The sequence below is a fragment of the Clostridium sp. UBA7791 genome, from assembly GCF_002480755.1.
In the GTDB taxonomy this organism is placed as follows: domain Bacteria; phylum Bacillota; class Clostridia; order Clostridiales; family Clostridiaceae; genus Clostridium_J; species Clostridium_J sulfidigenes.
Map to the genome: position 1 here is coordinate 555310 of NZ_DLCT01000005.1, position 17307 is coordinate 572616.

Here is a 17307-nt window from a genome sequence, read left to right on the forward strand (position 1 = left end):
AGAATTATCAGATAATTTGTAGTTATAAAAATAGAATACTTTTATATTAATTTATAGGCTTTAGGCATATAAATAATAAACCCAAAATGTGTTCTCTTAGCAAAAAGTCATTACAGTCTTACTAATAAATAAATATATCAAGTAAGGAGTGTGAAATAAATGATGGAGAATGAAATTCTAAAGGTAGCTTTATCCCAAGGTATTTGGGCTGTACTAAGTATATTTTTATTATTCTATATACTAAAAGCTCAAGAAAAAAGAGATGTGAAGCAAGAAGAAAGAGAAAAAAATTATCAAGATGTGATATCACACCTTACCGATAAATTAAGGATAGTAGATGAAGTGAAAAAAGATGTAGAAGATCTAAAAAAGGATGTAGGTGATCTAAAAAATTATATGAGAAAAAGTTAATAAGTCAAAAATATAATCAAAGCATTAATTCTTATATAAAATCATAACACTCCCATATTAAAATCTCTGAAACCCGCATGGACAGAACAAATAGTTAACTAGTTAACTAGCGAAATAGGCATATATTTATATATTTAAAGATTTCCCTATATAAATAGTTATATAGGGAAATTTTTTAATAATACATCTAGTAAATTAGCAATTTCTATAAAGACTTCTCTGCTAATCTTTATTAATAAGTTATTTCATCCTTCTCAGAATGATCTTTGCTATTAGCGTAGGAGCCTATTTTAACTCCATCTATTATTCCTACATCTGCACCATCCTTAGGATACATTTTTCTTAGTTCAGCTTGACTTCTTTTTTGATCCTTAAGACGACTTTTATTATTATCAACCATAAAAACACCTCCTTAAATGATATAAAGGATAACTACACAATTATTTTGTCCTTAAAGTAAGAAATTATTAAGGAAAGTAAAGGATTAGCTTCCTTAGAAAGAGACATTACCATTTTATTAAAGGTATAGATTGAATGTTTGGACACATAATAATATTGACAATAAAATTATATGGGAGGTATTAAAAATGGCTAAAAATCATAAAAAGCATGAACATACTCCAAGTAACCCTAAGACTGGAAATGTAAAAGATCATATATCTTCAAAGGCAGGAATTAAATCTCCTAAGGAAAAAGAATAGCTTAATATATTTACGTAAGGTATAGGTTATTTTGAATAAGTAAATGACTATCTCAATAAAGAGATAGTCATTTACTTAAATAGAAACATAAAGTTTTAATTAAGGAACTATTCATCTAGAGGTAGACAAATATATGAGTTATACATTAGATAAATAAGTTAAGTCCAGCATCTTCTGTGGAAGCTAAATACGTTGCAACTCCACCAACCTCAACTTCAGGAATTAATTCTTCATGTTTAATACCCATTAAATCCATAGACATAGCACAAGCAATGATTTTAACTCCCATTTTAAGAGCATTAGCAATTAAAGTATCAAGGTCATCTACATTATTTTTAGCCATAATGTTTTTAATCATAGCAGGGCCCATACCAGCCATATTCATTTTAGATAATGGAAGCTTTCCAGTGCTGCTTGGAAGCATCATATCAAACATTTTTTCCATGGTATCCTTTTTAACAGAAGGCTTATCTTTTCTTTTTAAGATATTAAGTCCCCAGAAAGTAAAGAACATGGTAACTGGTTTTCCCATGGATGCTGCACCAGTAGCTATGATGAAGGAAGCTATAGCTTTATCAAGGTCACCACTGAAAACTACAAGGGTTGCACCATCCTTTTTAGAAATATCACAACTAATAGGCGATGAGCTACTTGTTAGATCTTGAGAGGTACCTTTTTTGATTAATGCTACAAAGGCTTTTTCTTTTTTATCAAATTCACCTTTTACAAGGGTATTTCCTGTTTTACTACACCAACTATTGATGTCCTTTTGGAAACCTGGATCAGAAGCTTTAACTTCTAAGATATCTCCATCCTTCATTTTGCCAATTTCCTCAAAAACTCTTCTAATAGGACCTGGACATTGAAGTCCACAAGCATCAAGACTTACAGTAACTTTACTAGAATCTTCTATATTAGAAGAAGTACTAGTTTCACAAGTACAGTCTTCAGTATTATTATTTAAGTTAGATTGAGTATCTTTATTATTTAAAGAAGATTTAACGGTAGCATAAGTTTTATAACCACCATCTAAGTTCACACAATTAAATCCATATTGAGAAAGTATTCTACAGCCGATATATCCACGAAGACCTACTTGACAATAAACATAGATTGTTTTGTCCTTTGGTATTTTATTTAAATTATTTCTAAGGGTACCTAGAGGAATATTTATAGCATTTTCTATATGACCAACTTCAAACTCCATCTCTTCTCGTACATCTAGGATAAATTCATTGTTAGCTATTAAATTATCAACTTCATCCCATTGAACTATAGAAACTAAATTATCCATTATATTAGTTCCTATATATCCAGCCATATTAACAGGGTCTTTTGCAGAAGAATATGGTGGAGCGTAGCATAATTCTAACTCAGGTAAATCTGTAACCTTTAGATTACCTTTTATAGCAGTAGCTATAACATCGATACGCTTTTCTACGCCATCTAAACCTACACCCTGTGCTCCTAATAGTTTTCCATCCTTTGGATTGAATAAAACTTTAAGAGAGATAGGGAAGGCACCAGGATAGTAACCAGCATGGGAATTTGGATGTAAATGGATTGCCTTATACTCTAAGTTAAGTCTTTTTAAAGTTTTTTCATTATTGCCTGTAGTTGCAACAGTTAGTGAAAATACCTTTGCTACAGAAGAACCTAAAGTACCATTATATTCAGCTTTTTTACCACAGATATTATCAGCTACAACATGCCCTTGTCTATTAGCTGGCCATGCAAGTGGAATCATAGTTGGATTACCATTTATATAATCAATTACTTCTACAGCATCACCAAGAGCGTAGATGTTTTCATCAGAAGTTTTCATTTCTTTATTTACAACAATTGCTTTTCTATTGTTAACTTCTAGACCAGCATCTATGGCAATCTTACTTTCAGGAGAAACTCCTATTGATAAAACAATCATGTCTGTTACAATTTCTTTACCACTATTTAAAACTACTTTTTTACCACGGTTTTCAAAGGATTTAACTCCATCTTTAAGAATTAAATTAACTCCATTTTGAAGTAGATGTTCATGAACTATTGCTGCCATTTCGTAATCTAGAGGAGCCATTACTTGATCTGCCATCTCTACAAGAGTTACAGAAACTCCTCTTTCATTAAGGTTTTCAGCCATTTCAAGACCTATAAAGCCACCACCAACAATTACAGCTTCCTTTGGAGAGTTATTATCAACAAAGGCTTTAATCTTATCTGTATCTGGTATATTTCTAAGAGTAAATAAATTGGTTGCTTCTTTAAGGCCGGGAATAGGTGGGGTTATTGGACTAGCACCCGGTGATAAAACTAATACATCATAACTTTCTTCATAAACTTGAGAAGAACTATGATTTTTTACAGTAACTTTTTTTGCATCCTTATCAATTTTAATAACTTCACTAAAGTTTCTTATGTCAATGTTAAATCTAGAACTCATGCCTTCTACTGTTTGCACTAGGAGATTATCCCTTTCCTTTATAGTTTCACCTATATAATAAGGAAGTCCGCAATTGGCAAAAGAAATATATTCCCCTTTTTCAAACATAATTATTTCTAAAGATTCATCTAGTCTTTTTAAACGTGCAGCAGTAGAAGCCCCACCAGCAACTCCACCAACGATAATAACTTTTTTACTCATAATAAAATCTCCTTTCAATATTAAACAATACAAATAGTATAAACAATATAACCTTTACAATACTCAGGAACAATTAAATCTTAATATTTATATATAATAATAATACGATGTAAAATATTTATAAAAAAGAAGTCTAAAGAATTTTGACTTCTTAATAGTTAAAATAATACTTCTATTAACTTTTTTATATTCTCATCACTAACACTATATATAATTTCAAGACCGTTACGCTGCCAGTCTATAATGCCAAAAGTTTTTAGCTTTCCAATGTGCTGCGATATAGTTGATTGAGGCATATTTAAGCAATTTTGCATATTGGTAACATTGCTTCCACCAGTTTCAATGAGACCTTTAACAATGCATAGTCTTACGGGGTGGGCTAATGCCTTTAAAATATTTGCTTTTTCTTCAAAAAGTTTTGGGTTAGTTAAAAATGTGTCATTCTCAGTCATGTTTTATACACCTCCATATCACTATATTCATATAATACGATATAGTTACAAATGTGTCAATGAAAAATAAAAAAATATATATTTAAAACATTAACTTATTTTAATTTTAGATATTGTGTTGTAATATAGAAAATTAAACTCAACTAAACTTCAGTGAGAGTAAACCTCTCTATGAAGTTTAGTTAAATTATACATTACAAGAAGAATAGGGCCACTATGGTAGTAACAATTAAACCTAAAACTACTGGTTTAAAGTTGCGCTTTGCAAGCTCAAAAGGGGATACCTTGCATATAGCAGAAACGGGGATAATTGCCCAAGGTATTAATGTGCCTCCACCTACCCAAATAGCACCTAATTGTCCAAGAGCGGTTAAAGTAGCCACATTTCCACCAGTGGCTGTTCCAAATAAATTTGCAGTGGAACCGGTTAGAGCTATACCGGAAAATCCAGAACCATCTAGTCCAGTGATTGCACCTACAGTAGTTACACCAAAAGCACTTAAAAAATTGTTTAGTGGAACTGCCTTAGAAAGGGCAAAACCTAAGTCGTTTACTATACCTAAGGAGCCAGTAGGTAAATAGTTACCTATAATAGCTGTAAATCCATCACCCCCTACATAGAAAAAGGCAGCAATTGGAACTACTATTCCAAAAACTTTAAAGCCAAATTGGAAACCTTCTACAAGATATCTAGTGATTTTATCAAGAGAAGCCTTTTTATAAGATTTTATAGATATCAATATGAGTATAATTAAGGTTGTACCACCGATTAGTGCTGTAGCATCTCCACCTTTTAAGTTTAAAGAAACCATCAAAAATACATCAATAGAAAAGAGAAGAGGAATTAATATTGCAAAAAAAGATTTCCATCCTTTGCTTAAAAGAGATTCATCTGTAGACTGAACCTCTTCTGAATATTCAGTGTAGGTGAGATTTTCAAGGGTTCCATTTTTCATATCTTTCTTTAGCATGATAAAGGCTGTAACAGTAGTGACAATTCCCATAATAATTATTAGAGGAATACTAGCTTTAACTACTTCAGATACAGGAATACCAGCAGCATCCGCAGTTAATTTTGGAGCAGCTTGAATTACAAAGTCTGTAGACAATGCAATACCATGACCGAAAAGATTCATAGCTATGGCAGCACCTATGGCAGGGAGACCAGATTTGATAGCAACAGGAACTAATACAGCTCCAACTAGTGCAACGGCTGGAGATGGCCAAAAGAAATAAGAAATAATCATCATTATTATACCTATACCCCAAAAGGCTATAAAATCATTTTTCATAAACTTACTAAAGGGTTCTATCATAACTTTACTTATGCCAGTATAGGATAATGCTTTACTTAATCCAGCAATTATAGATATTATAAGTATTGTTGGCAGTAATTCCGTAATTGAGTAGATAAAACTATTAAAAATACTAATTAGAGATGCAGGAATAGATTTAGTGCTAATTAATGCAATTAATACTACTCCAACAATGCAAATAAGGGAACAGTCTAATTTTTTTATCATTGCTATTAAAATTAATATAATAAAAATTAAATATATATAGTGTATTGCGGTTAATTCAATCATTTGTAGCCTCCTACTAACTTATCCTAATTTAATAATAGAATATGCTGACAGGAGAAATTAGTGTTAAAAAAGCAAGATGGAAATTTTAAAAATTCAGATTTTCATTGGTTAGTTCTATGGACTAAAAATATAAGAGGTTTTATATTATGAATAAAACTGTTTAAATAGTTTTAAATAATATATAATAATAGTATGATATTTTGGAACAAATTGAAGAATTGAGGAGAAATAATATGAATAATTTTAAATTTAAACATAAGGATGAAGAGTTTATTTTATCAGAAGATAACCTTTCTTATATTGAAGCTGAGGAAGTACAAGATTTTACCATAGAAAAAGCATTAGAAATTTTAGAAGAAGGTAAAGAAAAAGTAGAATTTGACTATGAATATTATGCTGATAACTGTGAAGCATGTGGAAATAGTGAAGTTATAGATAAAAAACATTATAGATATTTAGAGTATCATTTTTATATTTTTACTAAAGAAGGAAAATATATAATTAGTAATATAAGTAATGAGTTTGAAACCACTACTTATTCCAAATTAGAGAGAATGAAAAAAATTGATGAAAGTTATATAGTATCTATTATCATCTGTGAAAGTTGTAAGAATTTTGCAATAGAAGTTGAACAGTGTGATATGTAAATAAATAACTGTGATATATAATTAAATAATTGTGACATGAATTTAAATAACTGTGACTTGAATTTAAATATCTGTGTATATTTTTAGGTTAATTCCATATACTCTTTAATGGAAGAAGAATGGAGATGTATAATTTATAAATTTTTGTAAGCAATAGTGTATAAACATATCAAAGCTGGATACAATTCCTAGTAGGAGGGATTGTATGATTGAAAGATATAAAAAAAATAAAGGATTATATATTTTTATAGCCTCTGTAGGAATAATAGTTTTTTTACTTAGCTATACTGTAAGTATAGCATTCTTAAGAAGTTCAAAAGATGGAGGAGCTGGAATTTTAGGCGAAGCATCTCAAGCAAGCTTTTTAAATATGAATGATGTATTAATTTCAGATAAAAGTAATATAGAGTTCATGTTAAACTATAAAAACTCTTTAGGTAAGGTAAAGATTAATGATAAATTAGATAAAACTATAAATGTAGAAAAAGATAATTTGATTGGTCTTAATCAGGAGCAGGCTGAAAAGATATTTTCTAGTTTTGGATACAAGGTAGAAAAATTCACAAAAGAAGATATTATATTTGTAAAGGACATAGAAGGATATTCCTACAAAGAAGATTCTTATTTTATAGGAATAAAGGATGAAAATATTGTTATTTATAATAAGGATTCTAATGGAACAATAAAAGTAGTAGAAGAGAAGATATTGAATCCTAAAGATGATAATGGACAGTCGTATTTAAAAATTAACGACATAGAGAACAGAGGTAATCTTTTGAGGACATTCTACGAAGGACATAAAGATTATCAGTTTTCCAATATACAAGAGGCTATGGAATATGCTCAGGCTCTTTGTAGCACATAGTGTCAGAAAGGGAGTGTTTCAAAAGGAATTTTGAAACACTCTTTTTTCATGAGAAATTGTAGAAATGGTATAAATTTAATTTGAAATAAGTTTAAAATAGTTTTTATTGAATTGTTATATTGTAGATGGTAAAGTATAATATAGTTACGATTGTAAGGTAATATAATTAATTAGTGAAGTTTAATATCAATACATATAGGTATATAATAGATTATAGGTCTAAATTTGCAGATGATGACTATATAGTAATGAAGAATTAACAAATGGTTAAATAAAAAAGATAGGTGACAAAGCATGTATGAATATATAAAAGGAATTTTTAAGTCTATAGAAAAGGAATATATAGTTATAGAATGTGGTAATATTGGATATAAAATTTTCACATCAGGTAGTACAATTTCTAATATGCCAGCTATAGATCAACAAATAAAGATTTATACTCATCAAATTGTAAGAGAAGATTTCATTGGACTTTATGGTTTTTTAACTAAAGATGAAATATCCATGTTTAATCTTCTTATTTCCATTAATGGTGTAGGACCTAAGGCGGCACTATCACTCATGTCTATTGCCAATGTTTCTACATTAAAGTATGCTATAATTACCGATGATGATAAATTAATAACTAAGGCACCGGGCATTGGTAAGAAAACTGCTCAAAGGATCATATTAGAACTTAAGGATAAGATAACCGTAGGAGGCGCCATGCCAAAGGGAACTACTATTAGTGATATTGACATAGATAATGAAAAACTATCAGAAGCAGTGGGGGCACTTATAGCTCTTGGATACTCAGATAAAGAGGCAGAAAAAGCAATAGAAAAAGCTAATAGAAGTAATAGTGTTGAAGATATTATAAAGGAATGTTTGAAAATTTTAATGGGATAATAACCTTATTAAGGGTTTTTAGTTAAGGAGGGGGATTATGGAAGATAGAGTTATTACATCTAATATTATTGAGGAAGATATAGAAGTAGAATATTCCTTAAGACCTCAGCGACTTAAGGAATATATAGGACAAGAAAAAGTTAAAAATAAGTTAGATATATTTTTAAAAGCTGCAAAGATGAGAAAAGAACCCTTAGACCATTTATTATTATATGGACCACCAGGCCTTGGTAAAACTACATTAGCTAACATAGTAGCAAAAGAAATGGGTGGAAATTTAAAAATTACATCTGGTCCTGCTATAGAGAGAGCTGGAGATTTAGCAGCATTGTTAACTAATCTAAATACCAATGATGTATTATTCATAGATGAAATTCATAGATTGAATAGGTCTGTAGAAGAAATTTTATATCCAGCCATGGAAGATTTCGCTTTAGATATTGTTATTGGTAAGGGGGCATCAGCAAAATCTATAAGACTAGATTTACCTAAATTTACTCTCATAGGAGCAACTACAAGGGTAGGACTTTTGACTGCACCTTTAAGAGATAGATTTGGAGTACTATGTTCAATGGAATATTATAATGATGACGAGCTTAAAGAAATTGTTTTAAGGTCTTCTGAAATATTAGGAGTTGAAATTGATAAGGAAGGTGCCTTTAGTCTGGGAATGAGATCTAGAGGAACACCAAGGATAGCTAATAGGTTACTAAAAAGAGTTAGAGATTACTCTATGGTTAAAGGTATAAATGTAATTGATATTAACATGGTGGAGCAAGCAGCTGAACTTTTAGAAGTGGATAGAGAAGGCTTTGATAGATTAGATAATAAGATATTAGAAGCTATAGTGGATAACTTTAATGGGGGACCCGTTGGAGTTGAGACACTAGCTTATTTTATAGGTGAAGAAGTCAGTACCATAGAGGATGTATATGAACCATACCTGATACAAAAGGGGTTTATTGTAAGAACTCCAAGAGGTAGAATGGCGGCAAAGAAAGCCTATGAACATTTAGGAAGGATTATTCCAGATCATATATTATAGAAATAAACATATAGATAGAATAGGGAAGTGTATAGACTTTGAAAGTAAAGGATTTTTATTTTGATTTACCAAAGGAATTAATAGCCCAGCATCCTTTAAAAAAAAGAGATGAATCAAGGCTTATGGTTCTAAATAAAAAAAGTGGTGAAGTAGAACATAAAGTGTTTAAAGATATTATAGAGTATTTAAATCCAGGAGATTGTCTTGTATTAAATGATACAAGAGTTATGCCGGCTAGACTTTATGGAGCTAAGGAAGGCTCCGGTGGTAAAATGGAGTTTTTGCTTTTAAATAGGCATGAAGACGATATATGGGAAACCTTAGTTAAGCCTGGTAAAAGAGGAAAAGTTGGAGCTAAATTTGTATTTGGAAATGGAGAACTAAAAGCCGAGGTAGTAGAAGTTTTAGACAATGGAAATAGAAAAGTAAAGTTTTACTATAATGGTATATTTGAAGAAGTATTAGATAGACTTGGCGAAATGCCATTGCCACCATATATAGAAGAAAAACTGGAAGATAGAGAAAGATACCAAACAGTTTACTCAAAGGAAGTAGGTTCTGCAGCAGCCCCTACAGCAGGACTACACTTTACAGATGAGTTACTACAAGCTATCAAAAAAAAGGGAATTAATATAGCTTTTGTAACTTTGCATGTGGGACTTGGAACCTTTAGACCAGTAAAAGCTGAAGATATTCAAGATCATGAAATGCATTCTGAGTATTATATTTTAGATAAGGAAAACGCTGAAATAATAAATAATGCTAAAAGAAGTGGGAAAAGAGTTATAGCTGTAGGAACCACATCAAATAGAACCCTTGAAAGTATAGCTAATGAAGAAGGTCAAGTTAAAGAACAATCAGGATATACTAGTATATTCATATATCCAGGGTATAAATTTAAAATAGTAGATGCCATAATAACTAATTTTCATTTGCCAGAATCTACTTTAATAATGCTTATAAGTGCTTTTTCAACTAGGGAAATAGTGATGAATGCTTATAAAATTGCAGTAGAAAACAAATATAGATTCTTTAGTTTTGGTGATGCTATGTTTATCCATGAATAGGAAGGACGATGAATAGGTGTATAAATTACTTAAAAAGAGTGGAAAAGTTAGACGTGGGGAATTTGTTACTCCTCATGGTACAATACAGACCCCTGTGTTCATGAATGTTGGAACTTTGGCTGCAATAAAAGGAGCAGTATCATCCATGGATTTAAAAGAAATTGGGTGTCAGGTAGAATTGTCAAATACATATCATCTTCATTTAAGACCAGGAGATGAAGTAGTTAAAAAAATGGGAGGACTTCATGAATTTATGAATTGGGATAGACCTATTCTTACAGATTCAGGTGGGTTTCAAGTGTTCTCATTAGCAAGCATGAGAAAAATTAAAGAAGAGGGTGTATACTTTAGCTCTCATATAGATGGTAGGAAAATATTTATGGGACCTGAAGAAAGTATGCAAATTCAAAGTAATCTAGCTTCAACTATTGCTATGGCCTTTGATGAGTGTATTCCAAATCCATCTTCAAGAGAATATGTAGAAAAATCTGTAGCAAGAACTACTAGATGGCTTGAAAGATGTAAAGTAGAGATGGATAGATTAAATGCAGATCCTAATACAATAAATAAAAAGCAAATGCTATTTGGTATAAATCAAGGTGGAGTTTACGAGGATATTAGAATAGAACATGCTAAGACCATTAGAAAACTAGACCTGGATGGATATGCAATTGGAGGATTGGCTGTTGGTGAAAGTCATGAGGACATGTATAGAGTTATTGATGCGGTAGTTCCATATCTTCCAGAGGATAAACCAATTTATCTTATGGGAGTTGGTACTCCAGAAAATATATTAGAGGCAGTTTCAAGAGGTGTAGATTTCTTTGATTGTGTATTACCAGCTAGAAATGGAAGGCATGGACATGTGTTTACTAAGTATGGTAAAATAAACATCATGAATGCTAAATATGAATTAGATAAAAAACCTATAGATGAAGGATGTGATTGTCCTACTTGTAGGCATTATACAAGAGGATACATAAGGCACTTATTTAAAGCCAAGGAAATGTTGGCAATGAGACTTTGTGTGCTTCATAACTTATATTTCTATAATAAATTAATGGAGGATATAAGAAATGCAATTGATGGGGATTACTTTGAAGAATTTAAAAATCAAAGACTTTCAGAGTGGGGAAAAAAATAATTAGGTATCTATTTTTTAAATATATACATAACTAGTGAAAGGAGAGATATTATGCAAAACTTAATGGCGTTTCTTCCAATGGTACTTGTACTTGTGTTGTTTTACTTCATGATTTTCATGCCAGAAAAGAAAAGAAAGAAACAATACAATGATATGTTGAATTCTTTAGCTATAAATGATGAGATTATGACTAAAGGTGGAATCATGGGAAGAATAATAAATATTCAAGAAGAATATATTATTTTAGAAAGTGGTCCAGATAGAGCGAGAATAAAAATGAGCAAACTAGGTATTGCTTCAGTTACAAAATCAGCTAATGAACCAGAAGAAATAAAGGCATAATCATCATAAAACCCCTTATATAAACATATTTATTAATATAAGGGGGTTTTGGGTATGTATAAAAAGTTTAATTATTCCGCTATAGGAGTAGGGGTGCTAAGAGCATCAATTTTAACAGTAATTTGCGTTTTAGTATATTCACTAGTTACTTCATATTTCCCATTTAGTGACGCAGTCACATCAGTATTTTTAGTTATAGCTACATTGGCTAGTGTGGTATATGGAGCTATATATGCTACATTAAAAATGGGAAGTAAAGGTTGGCTTGTGGGGTTGCTAGTAGCAGTATTTTATATGTTAATACTTTATATAGTATCCTTATGCTTTGGAAATGACTTGGCATTAGGAGGAAAAGACGTAGTTAGATTAATTTTAGCATTAGCAGCAGGATCATTGTCAGGAATGCTAGGAGTGAATCTATAGATATTATCAATTTTAGGAGGAATAAAAATGAAACATATAAAAACTATCAACAAATCTAACATTAAAGAAAGTTTAAAAAAACCAGGTTGTAAAGAGTGTGCTAACTCATGTCAATCAGCTTGCAAAACTTCTTGTACAGTAGCTAATTTAGAGTGTGAAAACTAATCATTTTAAAGGCAGTAACAAAAAGTTACTGCTTTGTGTTTAGTTAGGAGGAAAAACAATGGAATTAATTCACAAATTTAGACAAGGAAATGATTTTTATGTTATAGATGTAAATTCAGGTGCAGTTCATGAAGTAGATGAGCTTGTATATGACATGTTAGACTCAGATAAACTTAAAACTAAAGACGAGTTAAAAGAAATATATAAGGATAGATACTCCAGTGAAGAAATTGATGATGTATATGAGGAATTAGAATCTTTAGTTCATGAAGAAATGCTTTATTCTAAAGATTTATATGAAAATATAGCAATGATGAGTGGACAAGCAGAGGTAGCCATTAAAGCCCTTTGTCTTAATATAATTCATGATTGTAATTTGAAGTGCAAATATTGTTTTGCCGATGAAGGAGAATATAAGGGTTGTAGAAAAACCATGAGCGCACAAACCGGTAAAGACGCTATAGATTTTGTTATAAAAAACTCAGGTAAAAGAAAAAATATAGAAATTGACTTATTTGGTGGAGAGCCACTTATGGCCTTTGATATCATAAAGGAAATAGTAGATTACGGTAGAGAACAAGAAAAACTTCACAATAAAAACATTAGATTTACTATGACTACTAACTCTACTCTTTTAAATGATGAAATAATGGACTACCTTGATAAAAACATGGGAAATATAATTTTAAGTATAGATGGAAGAAAAGAAGTCAATGATAAAGTAAGAATAAGATTTGATGGAACTGGTACCTATGAATCTATATTACCTAAAATAAAGAAAATGGTAGATATAAGAGATAAGTCTAAGACTTATTATGTAAGAGGTACTTTTACAAGAGAAAATACAGATTTCTTTGAAGATGTAAAGCATATGGTGGAGCTAGGCTTTGATGAAGTATCTATTGAACCAGTAGTACTTCCAGATGACCATGAACTTTCATTAAGAGAAGAGGACCTTCCTACAATTTTTGAACAATATGATAAATTATATGAATATATGGTTGAAAAATATGAAGCAGGAAAATCCTTTAAATTCTATCACTTCAATATAGATTTACAAGGAGGTCCATGCATCTATAAGAGAATTTCAGGATGTGGAGCTGGACATGAGTATGTAGCAGTTACTCCTGATGGAGAAATATATCCTTGTCATCAATTTGTAGGGAATAAAGACTTTCTTATGGGAGATATATATGAAGGGGTTAAGGACTTTTCTATAGTTCAAAATCTTAAGGATGCTCATATATATAATAAACCTACATGTAAAAACTGCTGGGCAAGATTCTACTGTAGTGGAGGATGTCAAGCTAACAACTTTAACTTTAATGGTGATGTTCACGTGCCATATGAATTAGGTTGTAAAATGCAAAAGAAGAGAATAGAGTGTGCTATTGCTTTAAAAGCGAAAACAATGAATAAATAATTGTGTTTTAAAGGATAGAATTAAAAATTCTATCCTTATTTTGATAAAAAATAAGAAGTATACAGAAAATTAAGTTATATGTACTTGATTTTATCCATACAATACCTGTAAAATAAATAATAAATAGACAATTAGAAAATACAATTAGAAAACAGGAAGGGGATAACCATGAGGAGGAAAAATAGAAAAAGTGGAATTGTAGTTATCATAGCAATAATATTAATAGGTCTTTTTGCATACGCTGGTCTTTATGGGGTGAATTTAGGTAATTATAGAATCAAAACCTTTGGAAGTAGTATTGATAAAGGGCTTGATTTAGTAGGAGGAACTTCTCTTTTAATGGAGATAAAGGAGGAGAAGGTAGATCAAGCTGTTATAGATAGAACTATAGAACTTATTTCTATGAGAATAAATAAAGATGGAGTAAGCGAAATTCCTATAACTCAAGAAGGCGAAAATAGAATTAGAATAGAAATACCAGGAGAGTTTGATACAGATAAGGTTTTAGATACCATTGGTAAAACTGGTGAATTAACCTTTGAAGGTCCAGATGGAAAAGTAATTTTAACTGGTAAAGAGGTTAAAGAAGCAGGAGCATATATATCTCAAGATAATAAGTATGTTGTTAATCTTGAATTAAATGAAGATGGAACTGCAAAATTTGCGGAAGCAACTAAGACTTTCTTAAATAAAAGTATAGCTATAAAAATGGATGGTGAAGTTTTAACTAATCCAACAGTTAATGCTGTTATTAGTGATGGAAAGGCAATTATTGAAGGTATGAGTTCTTTAGAAGAGGCAAATTCCATTGCTAGTATCATAACTTCGGGAGCTCTTCCAGTAAAAATAGAAGCTACTTCAGTTAAAACAGTAGGACCAACTATTGGAGCTGAGGCATTATCCCTTAGTAAAAAGGCAGCCATGATTGGTATAGCTTGTATAATACTATTTATGGTTGCATACTATAGAGTTCCAGGAATAATTGCTTCTGTGGCTATAGTTTTATATGTAAGTTTATTACTTGTAATATTCTCTCAATTTGGAGTAGTATTAACTTTAGCAGGTATAGCAGGGTTAATTCTTACCATTGGTATGGCTGTAGATGCTAATGTTCTCATATTTGAAAGAACTAAGGAAGAGTTAAGATTAGGTAAATCTATAAAGACTTCTGTTGAAGCTGGTTATAGTAGAGCATTATCGTCAATTTTAGACTCTAACATAACTACAATTATTGCAGCACTAGTATTATATTTTCTAGGTTCAGGTTCTGTTAAGGGATTTGCAGTAACGCTACTTATAGGTATTATTGTAAGTATATTTACTGCCTTATTTGTTACAAAGTTTCTACTCAATAATGCTGTAAATGCAGGTTGGATAAATAAACCATCATATTTTGGCGTGAGAGAAGGAAAAAAACATGAATTTACTAGTTTAAAAATAATAGAGAAGACTAAAATATGGTTTGCTATATCAATTATTATAATTGCTATTGGAGTTGGATTTATAGCAACTAAAGGTTTAAATTATGGTATAGATTTCAAGGGTGGTACATTAATTACTTTAGATATGAATAAAGAATTCAATAAGGCTGATGTAAATACTATTATTGATAAGTATGCTAAAGATAAATACTCTACCAAATTAGCTAGTGAAGGAAAAGAGATACAAATTATTGTTCAAGAAGGGGTATTGAATGAAGAAAAAACTAATGCTCTTATTGATGAAATAAAAGAAAAGTATTCATTAGAAGATAGTGCACTTATTGGCAAGGAAAGTATAGGAGCTACTGTTGGAAATGAATTAAAGAAAAAGGCATTGTTAGCATTAGGAGTTGCATCTATTGCTATGCTTATATATATTACTGCTAGATTTGAATTTAGCTATGCAGCAGCATCTATTATAGCTTTACTTCATGATGTATTAATTACACTTTCTTTCTATGCTATATTTGGAATTCAAGCCAATTCACCATTTATAGCAGCTATTTTGACTATAGTAGGATATTCTATTAATGATACTATTGTTATCTTTGATAGAATAAGAGAAAATGTTAAGAGAAACAGAAGGATGGATCAATCAGAGGTTGCTAATATGAGTATAACAGAAACTATGACTAGAAGTATAAATACATCCTTAACAACACTTATAACTATAGTGGCAGTTTATGTTCTAGTACCATCCATAAGAGAGTTCTCACTTCCACTTATAGTGGGAATTGCCTGTGGAGCGTATTCTTCAATATTTATAGCTTCACCACTATGGGTAATAATTAAAAATGCAAAGCAAAAAAAGAAAGCTAAAGTAGTAGCATAATATAAACAAAGTTCATGGCGAAAAACATTTTATCATGTTTTTCGCCATTTTTATAATAATTTGTTTGTAAAATTGTCAGTTTTAAATTATAATATATTTGTTTTCTATAAATAGATTTCTTAAACTCCATAATATGTACAAGTAATATGGAGTTAGAAGTTTTTTGTTCAAGGAGAATGTGATCACTGAAATATATGATGAAATTATAAGGGATCAAAAAACTACTCATGGAACTAATTTGGAGGAGCGCATATGGAGTATAGTATGAATAGGAAAGATAATGATCCGTTTCTATTAGGAAATATGAAAATTGCATTAAACAGAATTGTGAAAGCTATCAATGAGAGAGAAAAGATAGTTATATATGGCTATCATGACTTTGATAGCGTATGTGCCATATCTCTTCTTATGTTAGTATTACGATATGTAAATAGTGATGTAGAGTATTATATACCCAGTGTATATAGAAATGATAGAAATTTAAATAAAGAAGATATAGAGAATAATTTATTATGTCTTGGAGCAAATTTAATTATAACAGTTGGTTGTGGAGTTAAATCTAAAGCAGAAATACAACTTTGTAAGGAAAACAACATAGATATAATTGTAACGGATTATCATAATCACATAGTAGAGGATAATAATTGTATAACAATAAATACCTATCAAACAAATTGTAATTATCCTTTTAAGGATTTTACAGCTTGTTCCCTTATATATAAATTCATAGAAGTTATAGCTTCTTATTATAAGATAAGTTGCACACAAAAGTATTTGGATTTAGTAATGATGGGTATAATTACAACAGAGATAGAAATAGAAGAAGAGAATAAATACTTTGTAGAAGAAGGGTGCAAGAAATTAAAACAAACTAATAACTATGGAGTTAGGGCGTTGATAAGAGAACATGAGCGGAATTATGGTGGTATAATGAAGTTTTATGATGAAGGTATTATAAAGCTCTTACCAAAGATGATTTCCAAGAATAAGCTAGATAATGCAAGAATAATTGTTGAACTTTTTACTACTAATGATAGTTATAGAGCAAAGCAAATATCAAAATACTTATATAAAGAGGTTATGATGAGTTTAGAATAGAATAATATATATAAGCATTTAAATATACATATTTTTTAAAGTATTGCATTAAATATCAAGGTTAATATATAATTTAATTATGGTAAAGATGTGTTTGGG

General features: G+C 30.4%; 17 protein-coding genes. 13 read left to right on the forward strand and 4 right to left on the reverse strand.

Annotated features, from left to right (window positions below; all coding sequences use genetic code 11):
* Nucleotides 1-162: 162 nt before the first annotated feature.
* On the forward strand, nucleotides 163-411 hold the full coding sequence (locus tag B3Z56_RS08050) for a BhlA/UviB family holin-like peptide (RefSeq protein ID WP_150843415.1): 249 nt from the start codon (nucleotides 163-165) through the stop codon (nucleotides 409-411).
* Nucleotides 412-643: 232 nt separating this feature from the next.
* Here the strand turns inward: B3Z56_RS08050 and B3Z56_RS08055 are convergent, their stop codons facing one another.
* The 4 genes from B3Z56_RS08055 to B3Z56_RS08070 form a co-directional block, all read right to left on the reverse strand.
* Nucleotides 644-811 (reverse strand): hypothetical protein, encoded by a 168-nt coding sequence (locus B3Z56_RS08055; RefSeq protein WP_198028596.1) that lies wholly within the window; start codon nucleotides 809-811, stop codon nucleotides 644-646.
* Nucleotides 812-1257: 446 nt separating this feature from the next.
* Nucleotides 1258-3750, reverse strand: coding sequence for a CoA-disulfide reductase (locus B3Z56_RS08060; RefSeq protein ID WP_346878559.1), 2493 nt, complete (start codon nucleotides 3748-3750; stop codon nucleotides 1258-1260).
* A gap of 158 nt (nucleotides 3751-3908) precedes the next feature.
* The gene (locus B3Z56_RS08065; protein WP_346848646.1) at nucleotides 3909-4202 is read right to left on the reverse strand and encodes a metalloregulator ArsR/SmtB family transcription factor; all 294 of its coding nucleotides are present in this window, start codon (nucleotides 4200-4202) and stop codon (nucleotides 3909-3911) included.
* 194 nt (nucleotides 4203-4396) lie between these two features.
* Nucleotides 4397-5788 carry a hypothetical protein gene (locus B3Z56_RS08070; protein WP_346878560.1) on the reverse strand — a complete coding sequence of 464 codons (1392 nt, stop codon included), beginning with the start codon at nucleotides 5786-5788 and terminating at the stop codon, nucleotides 4397-4399.
* Between the two features lie 233 nt (nucleotides 5789-6021).
* Between B3Z56_RS08070 and B3Z56_RS08075 the strand changes: the two genes are divergently transcribed.
* The 12 genes from B3Z56_RS08075 to B3Z56_RS08130 all read left to right on the forward strand — a co-directional run bounded on the left by B3Z56_RS08075 (nucleotide 6022) and on the right by B3Z56_RS08130 (nucleotide 17208).
* Nucleotides 6022-6435: a DUF3785 family protein gene (locus B3Z56_RS08075; protein WP_346848648.1), complete on the forward strand. Its 414-nt coding sequence runs from the start codon at nucleotides 6022-6024 to the stop codon at nucleotides 6433-6435.
* Nucleotides 6436-6640: 205 nt separating this feature from the next.
* Entirely contained in the window at nucleotides 6641-7300 is a 660-nt protein-coding gene (locus B3Z56_RS08080) for a hypothetical protein (RefSeq protein ID WP_346848649.1), read from the forward strand.
* A gap of 294 nt (nucleotides 7301-7594) precedes the next feature.
* Nucleotides 7595-8188, forward strand: coding sequence for a Holliday junction branch migration protein RuvA (ruvA, locus tag B3Z56_RS08085; protein ID WP_346848650.1), 594 nt, complete (start codon nucleotides 7595-7597; stop codon nucleotides 8186-8188).
* A gap of 37 nt (nucleotides 8189-8225) precedes the next feature.
* Nucleotides 8226-9233, forward strand: coding sequence for a Holliday junction branch migration DNA helicase RuvB (gene ruvB / locus B3Z56_RS08090; protein WP_346878561.1), 1008 nt, complete (start codon nucleotides 8226-8228; stop codon nucleotides 9231-9233).
* A gap of 38 nt (nucleotides 9234-9271) precedes the next feature.
* Nucleotides 9272-10300 carry a tRNA preQ1(34) S-adenosylmethionine ribosyltransferase-isomerase QueA gene (gene queA, locus B3Z56_RS08095; protein WP_346848652.1) on the forward strand — a complete coding sequence of 343 codons (1029 nt, stop codon included), beginning with the start codon at nucleotides 9272-9274 and terminating at the stop codon, nucleotides 10298-10300.
* 16 nt (nucleotides 10301-10316) lie between these two features.
* Entirely contained in the window at nucleotides 10317-11444 is a 1128-nt protein-coding gene (tgt, locus tag B3Z56_RS08100) for a tRNA guanosine(34) transglycosylase Tgt (RefSeq protein WP_346848653.1), read from the forward strand.
* A 51-nt stretch (nucleotides 11445-11495) separates the two neighbouring features.
* Nucleotides 11496-11786 (forward strand): preprotein translocase subunit YajC, encoded by a 291-nt coding sequence (yajC, locus tag B3Z56_RS08105; protein ID WP_346848654.1) that lies wholly within the window; start codon nucleotides 11496-11498, stop codon nucleotides 11784-11786.
* A gap of 54 nt (nucleotides 11787-11840) precedes the next feature.
* Nucleotides 11841-12209 carry a TIGR04086 family membrane protein gene (locus B3Z56_RS08110; protein WP_035134467.1) on the forward strand — a complete coding sequence of 123 codons (369 nt, stop codon included), beginning with the start codon at nucleotides 11841-11843 and terminating at the stop codon, nucleotides 12207-12209.
* A 27-nt stretch (nucleotides 12210-12236) separates the two neighbouring features.
* Nucleotides 12237-12374, forward strand: coding sequence for a six-cysteine ranthipeptide SCIFF (gene scfA / locus B3Z56_RS08115; RefSeq protein WP_035134469.1), 138 nt, complete (start codon nucleotides 12237-12239; stop codon nucleotides 12372-12374).
* 58 nt (nucleotides 12375-12432) lie between these two features.
* Nucleotides 12433-13797, forward strand: a complete 1365-nt coding sequence (scfB, locus tag B3Z56_RS08120; RefSeq protein ID WP_346848655.1) for a thioether cross-link-forming SCIFF peptide maturase — start codon at nucleotides 12433-12435, stop codon at nucleotides 13795-13797.
* A gap of 168 nt (nucleotides 13798-13965) precedes the next feature.
* Nucleotides 13966-16110, forward strand: coding sequence for a protein translocase subunit SecD (gene secD / locus B3Z56_RS08125; protein ID WP_346848656.1), 2145 nt, complete (start codon nucleotides 13966-13968; stop codon nucleotides 16108-16110).
* Between the two features lie 252 nt (nucleotides 16111-16362).
* Nucleotides 16363-17208 carry a DHH family phosphoesterase gene (locus tag B3Z56_RS08130; RefSeq protein WP_035134475.1) on the forward strand — a complete coding sequence of 282 codons (846 nt, stop codon included), beginning with the start codon at nucleotides 16363-16365 and terminating at the stop codon, nucleotides 17206-17208.
* Nucleotides 17209-17307 lie beyond the last annotated feature (99 nt).

What these genes read in the sequence shown, in the direction of transcription:
- B3Z56_RS08070 (WP_346878560.1), bottom strand. Translation starts at nt 5,788, where the DNA reads ATGATTGAATTAACCGCAATACACTATATATATTTAATTTTTATTATA.
- B3Z56_RS08055 (WP_198028596.1), bottom strand. Translation starts at nt 811, where the DNA reads ATGGTTGATAATAATAAAAGTCGTCTTAAGGATCAAAAAAGAAGTCAA.
- ruvB (WP_346878561.1), top strand. Translation starts at nt 8,226, where the DNA reads ATGGAAGATAGAGTTATTACATCTAATATTATTGAGGAAGATATAGAA.
- B3Z56_RS08110 (WP_035134467.1), top strand. Translation starts at nt 11,841, where the DNA reads ATGTATAAAAAGTTTAATTATTCCGCTATAGGAGTAGGGGTGCTAAGA.
- B3Z56_RS08060 (WP_346878559.1), bottom strand. Translation starts at nt 3,750, where the DNA reads ATGAGTAAAAAAGTTATTATCGTTGGTGGAGTTGCTGGTGGGGCTTCT.
- secD (WP_346848656.1), top strand. Translation starts at nt 13,966, where the DNA reads ATGAGGAGGAAAAATAGAAAAAGTGGAATTGTAGTTATCATAGCAATA.
- B3Z56_RS08050 (WP_150843415.1), top strand. Translation starts at nt 163, where the DNA reads ATGGAGAATGAAATTCTAAAGGTAGCTTTATCCCAAGGTATTTGGGCT.
- yajC (WP_346848654.1), top strand. Translation starts at nt 11,496, where the DNA reads ATGCAAAACTTAATGGCGTTTCTTCCAATGGTACTTGTACTTGTGTTG.
- B3Z56_RS08080 (WP_346848649.1), top strand. Translation starts at nt 6,641, where the DNA reads ATGATTGAAAGATATAAAAAAAATAAAGGATTATATATTTTTATAGCC.
- B3Z56_RS08065 (WP_346848646.1), bottom strand. Translation starts at nt 4,202, where the DNA reads ATGACTGAGAATGACACATTTTTAACTAACCCAAAACTTTTTGAAGAA.
- B3Z56_RS08075 (WP_346848648.1), top strand. Translation starts at nt 6,022, where the DNA reads ATGAATAATTTTAAATTTAAACATAAGGATGAAGAGTTTATTTTATCA.
- scfB (WP_346848655.1), top strand. Translation starts at nt 12,433, where the DNA reads ATGGAATTAATTCACAAATTTAGACAAGGAAATGATTTTTATGTTATA.
- ruvA (WP_346848650.1), top strand. Translation starts at nt 7,595, where the DNA reads ATGTATGAATATATAAAAGGAATTTTTAAGTCTATAGAAAAGGAATAT.
- scfA (WP_035134469.1), top strand. Translation starts at nt 12,237, where the DNA reads ATGAAACATATAAAAACTATCAACAAATCTAACATTAAAGAAAGTTTA.
- B3Z56_RS08130 (WP_035134475.1), top strand. Translation starts at nt 16,363, where the DNA reads ATGGAGTATAGTATGAATAGGAAAGATAATGATCCGTTTCTATTAGGA.